The organism is Pseudomonas sp. P116 (assembly GCF_020149425.1).
Taxonomy (GTDB): domain Bacteria; phylum Pseudomonadota; class Gammaproteobacteria; order Pseudomonadales; family Pseudomonadaceae; genus Aquipseudomonas; species Aquipseudomonas anatoliensis.
Window position 1 is genome coordinate 1 of the sequence record NZ_JACVHB010000007.1, and the last position, 14,516, is coordinate 14,516.

Annotated in this window: 12 protein-coding genes; 6 read left to right on the forward strand and 6 right to left on the reverse strand. The window is 58.4% G+C overall.

The genetic code is table 11. The annotated features are described in order from the left end of the window. Positions 1-253: 253 nt before the first annotated feature. Positions 254-868, reverse strand: coding sequence for a TetR/AcrR family transcriptional regulator (locus tag ICA15_RS21975; protein ID WP_210554604.1), 615 nt, complete (start codon positions 866-868; stop codon positions 254-256). A gap of 130 nt (positions 869-998) precedes the next feature. On the opposite strand from ICA15_RS21975, the gene ICA15_RS21980 reads away from it, so the two are divergent. Continuing rightward, complete coding sequence (locus ICA15_RS21980; RefSeq protein ID WP_210554605.1) at positions 999-2,216, forward strand: MFS transporter; 1,218 nt, start codon at positions 999-1,001, stop codon at positions 2,214-2,216. Between the two features lie 143 nt (positions 2,217-2,359). Here the strand turns inward: ICA15_RS21980 and ICA15_RS21985 are convergent, their stop codons facing one another. Then, positions 2,360-4,486, reverse strand: coding sequence for a TonB-dependent receptor family protein (locus ICA15_RS21985; RefSeq protein WP_210554606.1), 2,127 nt, complete (start codon positions 4,484-4,486; stop codon positions 2,360-2,362). Between the two features lie 170 nt (positions 4,487-4,656). Between ICA15_RS21985 and ppk2 the strand changes: the two genes are divergently transcribed. Together ppk2 and ICA15_RS21995 are read left to right on the forward strand one after the other, a co-directional pair. Then, positions 4,657-5,472, forward strand: a complete 816-nt coding sequence (ppk2, locus tag ICA15_RS21990) for a polyphosphate kinase 2 (protein ID WP_210554607.1) — start codon at positions 4,657-4,659, stop codon at positions 5,470-5,472. A gap of 142 nt (positions 5,473-5,614) precedes the next feature. Next, positions 5,615-5,830, forward strand: coding sequence for a hypothetical protein (locus ICA15_RS21995; RefSeq protein ID WP_150615838.1), 216 nt, complete (start codon positions 5,615-5,617; stop codon positions 5,828-5,830). A gap of 24 nt (positions 5,831-5,854) precedes the next feature. Here ICA15_RS21995 and ICA15_RS22000 read toward each other — a convergent pair whose 3' ends face one another. Continuing rightward, on the reverse strand, positions 5,855-8,500 hold the full coding sequence (locus ICA15_RS22000; protein WP_210554608.1) for an EAL domain-containing protein: 2,646 nt from the start codon (positions 8,498-8,500) through the stop codon (positions 5,855-5,857). 298 nt (positions 8,501-8,798) lie between these two features. Between ICA15_RS22000 and ICA15_RS22005 the strand changes: the two genes are divergently transcribed. Then, positions 8,799-10,994 (forward strand): OsmC domain/YcaO domain-containing protein, encoded by a 2,196-nt coding sequence (locus tag ICA15_RS22005; protein ID WP_210554609.1) that lies wholly within the window; start codon positions 8,799-8,801, stop codon positions 10,992-10,994. Between the two features lie 57 nt (positions 10,995-11,051). Here ICA15_RS22005 and ICA15_RS22010 read toward each other — a convergent pair whose 3' ends face one another. Both ICA15_RS22010 and ICA15_RS22015 read right to left on the reverse strand, forming a co-directional pair. Next, positions 11,052-11,546 carry a PaaI family thioesterase gene (locus ICA15_RS22010; protein ID WP_150615835.1) on the reverse strand — a complete coding sequence of 165 codons (495 nt, stop codon included), beginning with the start codon at positions 11,544-11,546 and terminating at the stop codon, positions 11,052-11,054. Between the two features lie 57 nt (positions 11,547-11,603). After that, positions 11,604-11,852, reverse strand: a complete 249-nt coding sequence (locus ICA15_RS22015; RefSeq protein ID WP_150603264.1) for a hypothetical protein — start codon at positions 11,850-11,852, stop codon at positions 11,604-11,606. Positions 11,853-12,022: 170 nt separating this feature from the next. Here ICA15_RS22015 and ICA15_RS22020 point away from each other — a divergent pair, with 170 nt between their 5' ends. After that, entirely contained in the window at positions 12,023-12,661 is a 639-nt protein-coding gene (locus tag ICA15_RS22020) for an ATPase (RefSeq protein WP_210554610.1), read from the forward strand. Between the two features lie 79 nt (positions 12,662-12,740). Further along, positions 12,741-13,082 carry a hypothetical protein gene (locus ICA15_RS22025; protein WP_150615833.1) on the forward strand — a complete coding sequence of 114 codons (342 nt, stop codon included), beginning with the start codon at positions 12,741-12,743 and terminating at the stop codon, positions 13,080-13,082. Positions 13,083-13,239: 157 nt separating this feature from the next. Here ICA15_RS22025 and ICA15_RS22030 read toward each other — a convergent pair whose 3' ends face one another. Continuing rightward, a complete protein-coding gene (locus ICA15_RS22030; protein ID WP_150615832.1) occupies positions 13,240-14,433 on the reverse strand; it encodes a GAF domain-containing sensor histidine kinase in 1,194 nt (397 codons plus the stop codon). Positions 14,434-14,516: the final 83 nt, after the last annotated feature.

The window sequence follows — 14,516 nt, forward strand, 5'->3', positions numbered from 1 at the left end:
GAACTCAGCAGTGAAACGATGCATCGCCGATGGTAGTGTGGGGTTTCCCCATGTGAGAGTAGGTCATCGTCAAGATTAAATTCCGAAACCCCAATTGCGAAAGCAGTTGGGGTTTTGTTTTGCCCGCAGGAAAGTTCTTACAGAATTTGTGGATATAGTCCGGTAGTCACCAAGAATCAATTCACACAGTCAATAATGACAGGCAGGGGGAAACCATCTTGCAGCTTTTCATTACGTGCCGCTCCGTCTCTGTTCAATCCCTGCCAGACATGTCCCACGTCATCAATACCTGAGTGATCGCCGCATCAATCACTTCAATCGAGGTGTCATCCCGAGCGAGGATGGAAATCCCCTGCAGGAAACTGTCAAAAACCGTCGCTAGGGCGGCTGCGACAGTACTGGCCGGTAACTCACCAGCACTCATTCCTCGGTTGACGCACGCCAGGATCCCCGCACGAGTCCTTGCACGTGACTGGGTGAGGGCTTCGACCACTCGGGCGTTTTCGGGGCTGGGTGCGCTCATTACGCCAAGGGTAACCATGCAACCCTTGGGGTGGCCATCCTCGCACTGCATGCGTGCCGACTGGCGCAGCGCGGTTTCGATGGCTTGGCGTGGTGGCAGTGTTTCGTCCCACAGGCATTGGGTAACTTGAGCGAAGGTCACCAGGTAACGCTGCACGCATTCATCAAACAGGGCTTCCTTTGAGCCGAACGCCGCGTAAAAGCTCGGCGCGGAAATTCCGCCGCCCAATTGTGCTTTCAGCAGGGCGAGGGAGGTGGAGTCATAGCCGTGTTGCCAGAACAATTGCATGGCTTGCTCGACGGCGTCGTCGCGGTCGAAATTGCGGGGGCGGCCCGTTCTTGCCATTTCAGAATTCCTCGGTGAGATGATTTAAATACTAGACGATACATAAATCGTTGACAACGAGTGGTCGCTGCCATCAGTATTTTATATCGATCGGTATTTAAATCTGTAACCACCACTCAAGGAATTTCCCGTGACCCCCTCAATCACCTTATCGGCGACGCCGAAGAGCCTGCCAATTGGGGCGTTGCTGGCGTTGGCCATGACTGGCTTTATCTGCATCGTCACCGAAACCCTACCTGCCGGTTTGCTGCCGTTGATCAGCGAAGGCCTGGCGATCTCTCCGTCGATGGCCGGCCAGATGGTCACGGCCTATGCGTTGGGCTCGGTGCTGGCGGTCATCCCGATGACCATCGCGACCCGTGGCTGGCGCCGGCGTAACGTGCTGTTGCTGACTATCGTCGGTTTCTTGCTGTTCAATACCATTACGGCGCTGTCCTCTCACTACGGCGTGACGCTGGTGGCGCGCTTCTTCGCTGGCGTATCAGCCGGGTTGACGTGGAGCTTGTTGGCCGGTTACGCGCGCCGAATGGTCGAGCCCGATCAGCAGGGCAAGGCGTTGGCGCTGGCCATGGTCGGCACACCAATTGCGCTGTCGCTGGGTGTGCCACTCGGTACATGGCTGGGTGGTCTGGTGGGTTGGCGCACCGCGTTTGGCATCATGTCGGGCCTGACGGTGATTCTGATCGTTTGGGTATTGGTGAAAGTACCTGACTACCCACCACAGCCCGCGCACCAACGCATGTCGCTGCGCAGTGTGCTGACCACGCCGGGTGTGCGGCCGGTGCTGGCGGTGGTGATCAGCTGGATGCTCGCGCACAACATCCTCTACACCTACATCGCACCGTTCGTGGCGTCGGCGGGGTTGGAAAGTCGGGTGGATCTGGTGTTGCTGGTCTTCGGGATCGCTGCGCTGGTGGGGATCTGGTTGACGGCGAAATTGGTTGAGCCGCTGTTGCGAAAAACTACACTCGTCAGCCTCGCGGCATTTGCGGCGGTTTGCGTGGTGCTGGGTTTTTCAGGGCGTGTGCCGGAAGTAATCTATATCGCAGTAGCGGTGTGGGGATTGAGCTTTGGCGGCGCCGCGACGTTGCTGCAAACCGCGCTGGCTGATGCTGCCGGCGATGGCGCAGACGTGGCGTTGTCACTGAATGTGGTGGCATGGAATAGCGCAATTGCCGGCAGCGGCGTTGTCGGTGGGGTACTGCTGGATACATGGGGCGTTGCGTCTTTTCCGTGGGCGATGACGCTGCTGGTGGCTGTCGGGTTTGCCATTGTCTGGCGGGCGCGAGGGCATGGCTTCAAGTCGGGGCCGCGTGGACATGGACGGCCGGTGGTTGCCGGGCACTGAGCCCCGAAGCGCTACCTTTCGAACGTCCCTTGCGCCCGGCGAAGAGGGACGTCGTCAATGGCAAAGCTTTCTATTCTCAGTCTGAAATGGCTGATCGTTGGCCCGCAGAGATTGGCGGCGTATTTACCTAGCTCGTCGTGGCCTCAGAGCAAACTCCACGAAACCCCGACATAAACTCCCATCCCTTCACCCGGCGTCGACCGCGCCGCATCCAGCCCCTTGTCGTCATACCCCGGCGTGACCGTCGCCGCATAGTGTTTGTTGGTCAAATTGCGCATGTCCACCCAGGTCTGCCAGTCACCCTTCGGCGCGTTGTACCCCAGCGTCGCGCCGAACAGCGCGTACGGATCGGCGTAGTAACTATTGGCGTAATCCACTGCAACTTTCGACACCAGTTGGGTGTTCAAAGCGGCGAAGAAACCCTGCGGCCAGTCGTAGCGCAATTCACCCTGGTAATAATGCATCGGCAACCCCGGCAGGCGGTTATCACCGAAGCGATCATCATCACGGTAGTGGAAATCGCTGAAGGTGTATGCCTGACGCAAACTTAACTGCTGCCCGTCGGCGGAAGACCAGAGTTTGCTGTTCAGGCTGGCTTCGACACCCTGGTGCACGGTGGGGCTGGCGTTGAGCTCATACGGCGTGACCGCGGTGGCATCTGGCAGCACCGAAAGCAACTCGTGGCGCACTTGCGCGTAGTACCAGGCCAGGCTCCATTCGCCCACGGCGCTGTCGCCACGACCGCCGAGTTCGAGGGTGGTCGCGGTCTGGTTTTGTAGTTCGATCGGGTCTTTTTGCGTACCAGTCGCCGCGCCACTGTTGGCAGGGAAGCGCACGTTGGAGCTGTAGATCAGCGACCACGGGTGCGGCGCTTCGACCGAGCGGCTGAGGTTGCCGAACACTTGCAGATCCGGGGTCACCTGGTAGCGCAGACCGAGACGGGGCGCGTAGTCCCAGTCGTTCATGCTGGTTTTGCCTCCGCTCTGCGGATAGGTGACGGCACTTTCGCGGCGGGTGTAGATGGCGGCGAGGCCGGTTGTCAGCCACAGGTCATCGGCGATTTCCAAGTCGTTACCGAAATGCAAAACGGTGTCAGAGCCCTGATAGGTGAAGTTGCGCATGCGCGTGCCCGGTGCGTAGGCGGCGGTGTTGCCGGTGGGGATGCGCACAAACTCACTGGCGCCATCGTTGGGCAGATGTTTGGTCACACGCAGGCCCACATTGCTGCGGCTTTCCATGCCCCACAAAGTGTCGCGGCGCTTGTAGTCGAAGGTGCCGCTGACGTCCGTGTAGGCAACCTTCAGACGATTCGGACCTTCGCGCAGATCCATCGGGTAGTCGTGGTAAACAAGGCCGGTCTGGATGCTGGAATCGTCGTCGATATAGAAGGTGGTCTTGTTGCCGATGAAGGTGCTGCCCGGCTGCTTGCGGCTGTCATCGCGCGACACGTACGCCGGGTTGGCTGCCCGTGGGTCGTGTTCGATGGAGTGCTTGGTCACGCGTCCGGCGAGGTCGTTGTCAGTTTCGCGGTAGCGGATATAGAAGCGGGTTTCCAGGTTCGGGTTGAAGCGATAACCGAAGTTGGCAATCAGGCCTTTGCTTTCGCTGGCGGTGTGATCCTGATAGCCGTCGGCGTTCGCATCGGTCAACGACACGTAGTAATCGAAGTCGCCGAGTACTTGCCCGGAACTGACCTGACGCTGCTGATAACCGTGGCTGCCGGCGGCATAGCGGACTTGCAGTTTCGGCGCGTCGTAGCCGGTATGGCTGACGTAATCGATGGCGCCACCGAGGGCCAGCGAGCCGCGATCGAAGCCGTTGGCGCCGCGCAGCACTTCAACATGGTCGACCCACAATGGTTCGAGCAATTCGTAAGGCGTGCCGCCGGGGCCGGTCAGCGGCAAGCCGTCGAGCATTGTGTAAAGCCCAGAAGCATGAGCGCCTGGCGCACGATTGATGCCCGAGCCGCGAATCGAAATCTTCACACCTTCGTTACCCGCCGACTGCGCATAAACCCCCGGCTGATAGGCCAGCACATCCTGATTGCTCGCCACACGGCCCTGCAGCGGCTGGCGCATGTCGACCACGTTGGTGGCGCCGGGCACTTCGGCCAGGCGCACCTTGGCGTCGTCGACAGCCGCGTCGGTGCCGCTGCGATCCTCGGCGGAAATCAGCACCTGCCCCAACTCCATACCTTGAGCCTGGGCCATGGTCGGGCAAGCGAGGGCCAGCCCCAACAGCGCGGTGGGTAGGGAATTGGGCGAAGGCATCGAGAAAACTCCAGACAAGACAGGCACGGGCAATGAACAGTGCGACGTTAGAAAGAACGAAGGAAACACATCACGATTTTGCTTATTGTCCGGGAATGGAAAACAACGCGCCATAAACTAATCTCACGAGTCTGGTTCACAGCAAATTCCCAATCAGTGAGGGCTCGATCATGGCAAAGGACAAGAAGAAAGCCGCAAAGACGCCTGAAACCCCCAGGTTGAAAAACAAGGATTACCTGGAGCAGTTACGCACGCTGCACGTCGAGCTGGTCAAATTGCAGGAGTGGGTTATCGCCAAGGGCGTGAAGGTTTGTATCGTCTTCGAGGGCCGCGATGGTGCGGGGAAGGGCGGGACAATCAAGGCGATCACCGAACGGGTCAGCCCACGGATCTTTCGCGTCGTGGCGCTGCCGGCGCCAACAGAACGCGAGAAAAGTCAGATGTACGTCCAGCGCTACCTGCCACATTTGCCCGCTGCGGGCGAAGTGGTGATCTTCGATCGCAGTTGGTACAACCGCGCGGGCGTCGAACGGGTGATGGGTTTCTGCACCGAAGAGCAAGCCAACAAGTTCCTCAGATCAACGCCGCTGGTCGAGCGCGCAATCGTCGAGTCTGGGGTGATCCTGATCAAATACTGGCTTGAGGTCAGCCCGCAGGAGCAGACCCGTCGGCTGGAAGCCCGAATCAACGATGGCCGCAAAACCTGGAAGCTGACGGGGATGGATCTTAAGTCCTACAGCCGCTGGTATGACTACTCACGCGCGCGTGACGAGATGTTCAAGCATACCGACACCAACCACGCCCCTTGGCTGGTGGCCGATTCCAACGACAAACGCCGGGCGCGACTGAACATCATCACTGATCTGTTGAGCCGCATTCCCTATGAGGACGTCGCACACGAGCCGGTCACGCTGCCCAAGCGGCAGAAACCGGGCAAGTACCGTGAACCGGACTATCAGTACAGACGTGTTGCAGACAAGTTCTGACGGCTCGCTCTCGGCCCAAAACCTGTCACCGATTTGTGCCGGTATCGGAAGGCTCATGGGTCAGCCTTCCGCCCGTCGACTGCGCTGAACCACCGCGCCACCGCTTCTTTCTATTAGGGAAGTCCCCCATGAGTTAAACCCTATGTTCGATCAGCGCAAGAAAGAATTACTGGCGGCATGGCGCAAACTGGCGACCCAGTCGCAATCGCAGATGGATCCGGAGCAGCAGTACGACGAACTGCTCAAGGCGGCGGATGAAATGGAGGAGGCGGGGCTGATTACCAGCGCCGAATGGCGGCAGTTGGTTCGGGATGCGGGCAGTGTGTTCACCAGCGACACGAGTCACACGCGTAGCTGATCGCGCTCAAACGGTTGACCCGCCTTACAAACCCTCAAGATTCAGGCCGCTCCTGACGCGGCCTTTTTTCGCCTTCGGTTGCTCTGCCTGGCCACTTCTCGACGTTTGCAGCAGACGCATAAACTCGGTTTTGTCGATCGGACGACTCATGAAGTAACCCTGTACTTCATTGCATTGATCAGCCCCCAGAATGTCCAGTTGCTCCGCGGTTTCGACGCCTTCAGCAGTGACGGTCAGGCCCATGGCCTTGCCCAGGCCGATGATCGCCTGCACCACCGCCCGATCATTGGCACCACTGCTGATCGAGGCGATGAAGCGCTTGTCGATCTTGATGCCATCGAACGGATACGCGCGCAGGTAACCGAGCGATGAGTATCCGGTGCCGAAGTCGTCCATGTTCAGGCGCACGCCCAGCTCTTTAAGAGCGTTCATGGTGGTCAGCGCGCCGTCGGTATCGTTGAGCATGACGTTTTCGGTGATCTCAAGCTCCAGTCGACTGGCCGGGAAGCGAGTGTCGACAAGCACTTCGCGGACATCCTCGACCACGTCGGTCATCGCGAATTGCGCAGGCGACAGATTGACCGATAGCAAAATGTCTTCCGGCCACGTCAGCGCCGTTTCGCAAGCCTCACGCAACACCCAGCGCCCGAGCGGGACGATCAGGTCTGTCTGCTCCGCTAACGAAATAAACAGGTCGGGCCCAAGCAAACCCTTGGTCGGATGCTGCCAGCGCACCAGTGCCTCGACTGAAACGATCTGCTTTCCATCAACTTTGTAACGCGGCTGGTAGTGCAGGATAAACTCGTTGTGCTTGAGCGCATGGCGCAGGTCGTCTTCCATTTGCCGGCGTGTCTGGATCTGGTCGCTCATGTGCGCTTCGAAATAACACCAGGTGTTCTTGCCCTCGGATTTGGCCTGATACAGCGCAATGTCGGCGTAGCGGATCAGCTCGCTGGGGATGTAACCGTGGTGTCGGCTAAGGGCGATGCCGATGCTGGCGCCGATGTGCAGCGGGTGATGTTCGAAGATCACCGGTTGATGCAGGTTGCCGATCAGGCGGGTGCAGAACTTGTTGATTTCGTTAGGCGTGTCCATGCCATTGAGCACCACGACAAATTCGTCCCCGCCAAGCCTGGCGACGATGTCATCTTCGCGGGTGCATTCACGCAAACGGGCGGCGACTTCTTGCAGTACCGCATCACCGGCCGGATGGCCGAGCGAATCATTGATCGGTTTGAAGTTGTCCAGATCGATCATCAGCAGCGACAGCGCCGGCGCGTGCTCCCTGAGCATCAGCGCTTCATCCAGATAGCGCGCGAGTTTGTTGCGATTAGGCAGCCCGGTCAGGGCATCGTGCATGGACAAGTGCTGGATTTGCGCATGGGCGGCGACCTCGTCGGTGATATCGCTGGCAGTGCCGCGATAACCGATGACGACATGTTTGTCGAAGATAGGGCGAGCCGAAAGACGGCAATGACGTTGCTGGCCGCAATGGTCGCGGTAGGTGCAACGCAGGTCGCTGGCGTGACCTTCCTCGTTGAGTTTCTTCAGCCACAGTTCCAGGGGCGTGGTGTCGCAAAACAGCAGTTGACCGATGTCCTTGCCCTGCCAAAGGGTTTGCGGGTAACCAGTCACTTCGCTGAATCGCGCCGACAGATAGGTCAGCGACAGATGTCGGTCGACCTCCCAGATCCAGTCCGAAGCGGCTTCCGCCACTGCACGAAAACGTTCCTCACTGGCTTCCAGGCCAAGGTTGGCGGCTTCCAGTGCAAGGTTGGAGGACTGCATCACCGCAAAACTTTCGTCGACATACCGCGACGAACGCAAAGCGTGGCGGAAGAAGTAGGCGGTCAGTAGCATCAATACCACCATCGTCGCACCGAGGGTGGGCAGCAGTGACCACAATAACTGCTGACCCGGCCGCTCCAGATCGGCTACCAGGCTATAACCGGTGCTGTCCAGCGGCACTCGCGGGCGCGCCGGGTCAAGGGCTTCATCCAGGGCAAGGGTCAGGTTTTTCAAGCCGTAACCGCTGCCGATCTTGCGCAGTTTGGTCGGGGTGAGTTTGTCGACGAATACCAGCACAGAGGTTTCCTGCGCAGTCTTCTGCGGCCGCTCATCGTTAGGCAAAATAACCGCTGCCGACACCAGCGCCGGCCAGCCTTCGAACAGTGAGTAGCGGCTGACGGGTTGGGTCAAGTCGCTTTGGCCTTGCACCTGATCCAGCAGTGAAGTCACGCTGACCTCCACGAACGCCGCGATATCCGTATCGAGCATTTGTCCGCGAACCACGGCGTATTTGGTGCGCTCGCGATCCAGCACGAACACGCCGTCATAGCCGTCAGCGGTGAACAGCGTTTTACCCAGGTTTTGCTCGGTATAGGCCCATTGGGTGTCGACCTGATCGCTCAGACGTTCATAGGCCGTGGTCCAGTAAGCGTAACTGGTGATGTAGTTTTTCGAGGCAGTGATGCGATTTTCGAGGGCGCGAACCGAGTAGAACTCGGTTTTGCGGACTTCTTCCTTATCCAGTCTGTTGGCGATGCCAAGCAACGCAACGGCAGCAGCAATCACTCCAGTGACAAATAGCGCACCCACGGCAACCGCCAGACGCCGGGTGACGATGCTCTGGCGGGGGGGAAGCGGCGCTGCGTAAGTGGAAATGTCCATTCGCTCGTCCTTGATCCGCTGTCTTCTGAATCTAGAACAGTGCCGCGGGGGCAATGTTCAGATTCTTCTTCAGGATCATGCTGATCGGAATCTGTAGAAGCGTAGTGAACACCGGGAGACTTTGCTTTTGCCAGTTTGCAACAAGTGACGACTGACCCGCCCAAGCCGCGCCGCAGAAGGCTTTGCGCGCCGAAGGCGGCGTCGCCCCGGTCAGCGGCGAATCCCGAAAGCACAAGACTTCCCGCTCAAAAACCGGATAATGGCCGCCATTCGTTTAGCCGTATTCTGGTAATCCCGCATGGAAATCAAGGTCAACTTTCTCGACAACCTTCGACTTGAAGCCAAGTTCGACGACTTCACGGTGATCGCCGATCAGCCCATCCGCTACAAGGGCGATGGCTCGGCACCGGGGCCGTTCGACTACTTCCTGGCGTCGTCGGCCTTGTGTGCGGCTTACTTTGTGAAGTTGTACTGCGACACGCGCAATATCCCTACGGAAAACATTCGCCTGTCGCAAAACAACATTGTCGACCCGGAAAACCGCTATAACCAGATCTTCAAGATCCAGGTCGAATTGCCGGCCGACATATCTGAAAAGGATCGCTTGGGCATCCTGCGCTCGATCGACCGCTGCACGGTGAAGAAGGTCGTGCAGACCGGCCCGGAATTCATCATCGAAGAAGTCGAGAATCTCGACGCCGATGCCCAGGCCTTGCTGATGCCGCACTCGGGCTCGGAGGCGGGTACCTACATCGCCGGCAAGGACCTGCCGCTGGAGCAGACCATCGCCAACATGTCGGCAATTCTCGCCGACCTGGGCATGAAAATCGAAATCGCTTCGTGGCGCAATATCGTGCCCAATGTGTGGTCGCTGCATATCCGGGACGCGCACTCGCCAATGTGTTTCACCAACGGCAAGGGCGCGACCAAGGAAGGCGCACTGGCGTCTGCGCTGGGTGAATTCATCGAGCGGCTGAACTGCAACTTCTTCTACAACGATCAGTTCTGGGGCGAAGACATCGCCAGCGCAGAATTTGTGCATTATCCGGACGAGCGCTGGTTCCAGCCTGGCCCGAAAGACGAATTGCCGAGCGAGATTCTCGACGAATACTGTCTTGAGATTTACAACCGCGATGGCGAGTTGCGTGGCTCGAACCTCTATGACACCAACTCCGGCAACACTCAGCGTGGCATCTGCTCGCTGCCGTTTGTGCGCCAGTCCGATAATGAAGTGGTGTACTTCCCGTCCAACCTGATCGAAAACCTGTTCCTCAGCAACGGCATGAGCGCCGGCAACACGTTGGCCGAAGCGCAGGTGCAGTGTCTGTCGGAAATCTTCGAGCGCGCGGTCAAACGCGAAATCCTCGAAGGTGAAATGGCGCTGCCGGATGTTCCGCAGGAAGTGCTGGAGAAATACCCGAGTATTCTCGCCGGCATCAAGGGCCTCGAAGAGCAAGGCTTCCCGGTGCTGGTCAAGGATGCGTCGCTGGGCGGTGAGTTTCCGGTGATGTGCGTGACCCTGATGAACCCGCGCACGGGTGGCGTGTTTGCCTCATTCGGCGCGCATCCAAGCCTGGAAGTCGCGCTGGAGCGCAGCCTGACCGAGCTGTTGCAGGGCCGCAGTTTTGAAGGTCTTAACGACCTGCCGCAGCCGACTTTTTCGGGGCAGGCAGTGACCGAACCGAACAACTTTGTTGAACATTTCATCGACTCCAGCGGTGTGGTGTCGTGGCGCTTCTTCAGTGCCAAGGCTGATTTCGAGTTCGTCGAGTGGGACTTCTCCGGTCACGGCGAAAACTCCAATGCCGAAGAAGCCGCAACTCTATTCGGCATCCTCGAAGACATGGGCAAAGAAGTCTACATGGCGGTCTACGAGCACATCGGCGCCAAGGCCTGCCGGATTCTGGTGCCGGGCTACTCGGAAATCTATCCGGTCGAAGACCTGATCTGGGACAACACCAACAAGGCCCTGCAATTTCGCGCCGACATCCTCAACCTGCACAGCCTGAGCAAAGTCGGCCTGCGCAACCTCGCCCAGGGTCTGGAAAAAAGCGAGCTGGACGATTACACCGACATCACCACCCTGATCGGCATCGAGTTCGACGACAACACGCCGTGGGGCAAGCTGACCATCCTCGAACTGCGCCTGCTGATTTACCTCGCGCTGCAAAAGTTTGATCAGGCGAAAGACCTCGTCGAAGCTTTCCTGCAATACAACGACAACACCGTCGAACGCGGCTTGTTCTACCAAGCGGTGAACGTGGTACTGGAAATGGAACTGGACGAAGATCTGGAACTGGCCGACTACGAAGCCAACTTCCGCCGCATGTTTGGCAACGAGCGCATGGACGCGGCCATTGGTTCGGTGAGCGGCAGCGTGCGTTTCTATGGTTTGACGCCGACGAGCATGAAGCTGGAAGGCCTCGATCGGCATTTGCGCTTGATCGAGAGCTATAAGAAGCTGCATTCGGCGCGGGCCAGCGTCGCGGTGTGATTTTGAAATGATCACCTGTGGCGAGGGAGCTTGCACCCTTGCCACAGTTTTCCGAAGTTAGCGCTTATGCGCAACATCCGCCAACTGCCCGGTATCGACTCGCACAAACACCGAATCACCCACCGCTGTCAGCACGTCGCCCGCAAACACCTCGCAGATCACCCGGGTTTTACGCCCGACCTCACCCTCGACTTTCGCCCGCAAGGTCAGCGCTACGCCCATCGGTGTCGGTTTGATGAACTTGATGCCGAGGTTGCCAGTGACGCAATCGATGCGGGGCAGGGTGCCGGCTTCGCGGTTTTCTGCGCGGTAGTGACAGGCCATCGCCGTCCAGTTGGAATGGCAGTCGACGAGCATCGCGATCAGTCCGCCGTAGACCAGATCCGGCCAGCCGCAGTATTTGGCATCCGGCAGATGCTCGGCGATGACGTGCACTCCGTCTTCATGCCAATGGCTCTTGATGTGCAGGCCGTGGGGGTTGCTGCCGCCGCAGCCGTAGCAAACGCCTTCGGGTGCGGCGCTGTCTTGCAGTGAGGTATCGAGGCTGGACATGGGTGTGGTCATCCTGAAGTAGTGAGCCCGGTCAGGCGATTGCGTCTGAATTCTCGGTCATTCTTCAGGCGTGATCCACGTGTCGACAACCCGTCGATCCAGCTCTTCCCAATACGCCATACCCAAAACCCGCGTGGTGTTCAGCCCGCGCAAATAGCCGCGCAACTGATTGGCGGTGTCCCGAATCAGCTGCCGGTCAGCGTCATCCTTGTTCAGCAGGACACTTTCGTACTGGACCAGGTATTCAGCCACGCGATCGCGATATTCCGACAGAACGGCGTCGCGGATCAGGTCAAATGTTCTCAAGGAGGATTCCTCATTCATCTTGTTCTAGTTGTGATCGAGTGTGTAATCAGTCTGCACATTGCGCAACTATCGGTTGAAGTAATAGTGACCATCAATAAACGCAAGTTCTGCTTTGCCGGCGATGGGCGGAAAATCGCCCCATCGAACACGCAGCTCAAGGAATTTGCGCGATGAACATTCTGACTCGACTGGCTCTGGCGGCCCTGCTGATGGGGGCTGTCGCTACACCGACATACGCCGACAATGCCCGGTCGTGTCATTTACAAACCATCACCGGCAGCAGCGCCACGTTGCAGCATTCGCAGACTGTTGGCGTGCTGTACAGCGAAAACACCCTGGACAACCTGCAATACCTTGAGCGTTATCACGACATGGCCATCAACGGCGCGAAAGATGCGCTCGACTCGCGGATTCGCGACGCTTTCGTCGCCAGTTCCGATCCGGAGCTGGCCATCGACTGGTTGATGAGTTCGTTACAACAGCAGTTCTTGTCCGTGACCGTCTACGACAGCCTCGACGCCTTGGTGCAGGCCCATCCCGATGTGGTGGTGAAACTCGACACGTTCAATCGTCTGCTGACCCAACGCAACAATCTGGTCGAAGCGCGTTTTACCGCGAGGTTCTACGACGCTGACTTGCAATACATCGGCAAGGCTGAAGGCGCTGTAGAAAAGCAGATGCCGTCGGTCTGGGTACATAACCAGGCGGCGCCGCAAATTGCCGCGCAGATCGACAAGCAACGTGACTTGCAACTCAACGCATTGAAGCAGTTCGACAACTCGCTCAAGGCGTTGGTCTCGGCAAGCTGAACATCGCAACCCCAATGGCAACGCCGTGAAGCTGAACCGTTGCCGGTTGAACCGAAACTTTATTTTCAGGATTACACCGATGCGTCCTTTATCTGTTTCTGCCATGGCTGTCGCTTCCGTGCTGCTGGCCGGCTGCGCCTCTGCACCGAACGACCCGACCCTGACTTTGCAGACCCGCAAGACGCCTGCGCAATACGCCGATTGCGTCGTGCCCAAGTTGCAGGGCATTGCGCTGAACCCGACCGTCTCGCAGACCCAGCGCAGTTACCGGATCGTGGTGCCGAGCAAGGTTTCGGCGGACAACGTGCTGGAAGCCTACAAGGCTGGCAGCGGCGGCAAGGTGTTCCTTTACGAGCGCCACCTGCTGGCCTCGAACTTCCTGCCATCAAGTTTTGAAAGGGCAGCCCAGGACTGCATCTGACTGCGCCCGTTAACCGTATCTGACAGAGCTCCTTTGGTTGGCCGCAACCAACCAATTTTTTGCCCCGCCCCTTAATTGGGTTGCGGGGTTTTTTTTGCTCGGATTTTGAGGGGGCGAGTCGCGTCGATTTTTTCCGGCATGTTCGGGGGCCACGGGCTCAAACCCATTTGAATTGCGCCGGGAATCTCGCGACAAAACAGGTTCCCGATTCGCGGTCTGAGGTGACGCTCAAGCTGCCGTTATGTGCCGTCGCAATCTGCGAAGCGATGTAAAGGCCCAGGCCCAGTCCTTCGCAGCGCTGCCCGGCTTCGGAGCGGGAGAAGGGCTCGAACAGCAGCGGCATCAACTGCGGCGCAATCGGTGTGCCCTGGTTGGTCAGCGAGATCACAATCTCGTCGTTTTCGGCCCAGGCGTTGAGGATGATCGGTTCACTGGTTGAACCATGGGTGACCGCATTGCCCAGCAGATTGGAGAGCATCTGGCTGATGCGCAAGGCATCGCAATAAACACCTGTCGGCACATCCAGCGTATGAATGAACGTTGCCTGCGGATGGGACACCTGAATCTCTTCAAGCGTCATCCGCAGCGTGCGCTGCAAGTCGTCTACCAGTTTTCGCTGCACTGGAATGCCACCGCCGAGGCGTCCGCGGGCAAAGTCGAGGATGTTTTCTATCAGCACACCCATGCGTACAGAACTGGTGCGGATCGCCGCGATGAAATTGAGCGAACGCTTGTCCTGGGTTTTGGTTTCGAGCAAATCGGCACTCATGCGAATGGCGCTCAGCGGTGTGCGCAGATCATGCCCCAGGACCGCGATGAACTGCTCGCGCAGCCGGCCCATCTCATTGGCACTGTCCAGTTCGGCTTTGGCGGCGTGCAGACGCGTTTGCGTGTCGAGGCTCATGGCGATCAGTTGCGCGAACAGCGTCAGCGTCTTGGCGATGGCCGGTTCGTCGAGATTGGCCGGGACGGAGTCGATCGCACACAGCGTGCCAAAAAAGTCTCCATTGGCTTTGACGATAGGAATGGAGATGTAGCTCTCCAGTCCATAGGTTCTCGGCGTGTGATGCACTGAAAAGAGCGGATGCAGGCTGGCATGGCCGAAGATGACAGGCTGTTTATGCTGGCGGATCTCGTGGCAAATGGTCGATTCGAGGACCAGTTCACCGCCGGGTTTGAGGCCGAAATCGATCGAGTCGTCGACCGCGCACGCCACCCAGTTTTTTTCGGTAACCCGGGCCACCGCCGCGAAACGCATGCCGGTGATGTGCTTGACCATGCTCAGGATGACAGGCACCGCATCAATGCTGCGGATGGCTTCAATGTCTGATGTGAACTCAGGGTTGGTCATGGCGGCGCTTCGAAATAATGTCGTCGAGAGACTATCTCTTATTGCCAGTCATGGCTAATTGGCCCGTCCGAAAAAAGGGCGCC

Coding starts and splice junctions, on each gene's coding strand:
- ICA15_RS22000 (WP_210554608.1), bottom strand. CDS start 8,500: ATGGACATTTCCACTTACGCAGCGCCGCTTCCCCCCCGCCAGAGCATC.
- ICA15_RS22010 (WP_150615835.1), bottom strand. CDS start 11,546: ATGTCCAGCCTCGATACCTCACTGCAAGACAGCGCCGCACCCGAAGGC.
- ICA15_RS21985 (WP_210554606.1), bottom strand. CDS start 4,486: ATGCCTTCGCCCAATTCCCTACCCACCGCGCTGTTGGGGCTGGCCCTC.
- ICA15_RS22030 (WP_150615832.1), bottom strand. CDS start 14,433: ATGACCAACCCTGAGTTCACATCAGACATTGAAGCCATCCGCAGCATT.
- ppk2 (WP_210554607.1), top strand. CDS start 4,657: ATGGCAAAGGACAAGAAGAAAGCCGCAAAGACGCCTGAAACCCCCAGG.
- ICA15_RS22025 (WP_150615833.1), top strand. CDS start 12,741: ATGCGTCCTTTATCTGTTTCTGCCATGGCTGTCGCTTCCGTGCTGCTG.
- ICA15_RS22005 (WP_210554609.1), top strand. CDS start 8,799: ATGGAAATCAAGGTCAACTTTCTCGACAACCTTCGACTTGAAGCCAAG.
- ICA15_RS21995 (WP_150615838.1), top strand. CDS start 5,615: ATGTTCGATCAGCGCAAGAAAGAATTACTGGCGGCATGGCGCAAACTG.
- ICA15_RS21975 (WP_210554604.1), bottom strand. CDS start 868: ATGGCAAGAACGGGCCGCCCCCGCAATTTCGACCGCGACGACGCCGTC.
- ICA15_RS22020 (WP_210554610.1), top strand. CDS start 12,023: ATGAACATTCTGACTCGACTGGCTCTGGCGGCCCTGCTGATGGGGGCT.